Below are 1373 nucleotides of genomic sequence, written 5' to 3'. Positions count from 1 at the left end.
ATCAGGTAAATTTGACCCTGGAGTCATCGCTGGCGGAACAACAGAGGCAAAGGAAATGATTCTCTTAAGGGATCTAGTGGTGACAGAACTTCGTAGCCGTAGTTTAGAAGTTTTGGCTGTTCCTGATGATTTAAGTGCTGCTCAAACTATAGCTTGGATTAATGCTCGCGCCACTAGTAAGGATGTGACACTGGAAATTCAAGCTAATGCAGCTAATAACCCATCTATATTGCCAAAAATGACCAACGTAAACAAAATGCAGAGATGGTATTAAACGGACTGTTGCGCCGTGTTTCCCAATTACCAAACAGAGGAGTGAAACCAGATACGGATAGTGGCTTAGGTAGTTTACAATTTTGTCGTCAAACAGTGATCGCTGCCTTATTACTAGAAGTTGGTTTTTTAAGCAGTCCTGAAGATCGATCTTTATTACAAAGTCGTCGTCGAGATTTTGCTATAGGTATTGTTGAAGGACTAGTCATTTGGAGTCAAGCTATTGACCCGAAGCAACCAACAAATGAAACCAGTTATCCCAATATTAATATCAATATCAATGGACAGAATTATGGAGAACAAGGATTATTAATTAATGGTAATTCTTATATCCCCATTGATTTAGTAGATAGACTCCGAGTTGATCTATCTAAGGTTGCTAATTTGCGTCGTATTACCTATCGGCAAATAGTTTATATCAAGGCCATAGAACTGCGAGAATCTCATGTTTCTATTGATTGGGATAATGCCACGCGCACAGTTAAATTACGCTCGATTTTAGCAGTTTGTCCAGGACAAATTGAGCAACTTATCTCAAATGGTAATACGTCCGAATTACAGTTACAATTATTTCTGAAAAACAATAATGAAAGCGGCATTGCCCAATTTCCTGATCTACCTAAACTCTATCGAGAAGAAGCCATGATTGAGGGAATAAATCATGATATTGCATTTTGTCAAATGTGTTTAGAAACTGGATTTTTACGATTTGGTACTGATATTAAACCCCAACAAAATAATTTTGCTGGTTTAGGAGAAGTTGGTGGGGGGGCAGAAGGAGCATCTTTTTCTAGTGCTAGAATTGGAGTGAGAGCGCATATTCAACACTTAAAAGCCTATGCCAGTCTAGAACCTTTAGTACAACAAGAAGTAGATCCTAGATTTCGTTTTGTGACTAGAGGTGTTGCCCCCTCAGTACATCAATTATCAGGCCGTTGGTCTGCGGATTTGGATTATGGTGCAAAGATTACAGCTATTTTGCGAAGACTCTACGAATCAGCGGATCTTTTGTAAATTATAGTAGGGAACAGGAAGGAACGGATAAGCACTAGTACCGCAGGGCGGAAGTCAAAAGTCAAAACGATGACAGTATAGGCTTT

1 pseudogene is annotated in these 1373 nt (G+C 39.3%); it reads left to right on the top strand.

Features of this window, described 5'->3' with window-relative positions:
- Positions 1-1287, top strand: a pseudogene (gene tftA / locus CUN59_RS12715) (hormogonium tapered terminus morphoprotein TftA); the annotation flags it as partial.
- Positions 1288-1373 lie beyond the last annotated feature (86 nt).

The organism is Cuspidothrix issatschenkoi CHARLIE-1, assembly GCF_002934005.1.
Taxonomy (GTDB): domain Bacteria; phylum Cyanobacteriota; class Cyanobacteriia; order Cyanobacteriales; family Nostocaceae; genus Cuspidothrix; species Cuspidothrix issatschenkoi.
Note: the sequence above shows the minus strand (reverse complement) of the source record. Positions and strands in the feature narration are given on the sequence as shown.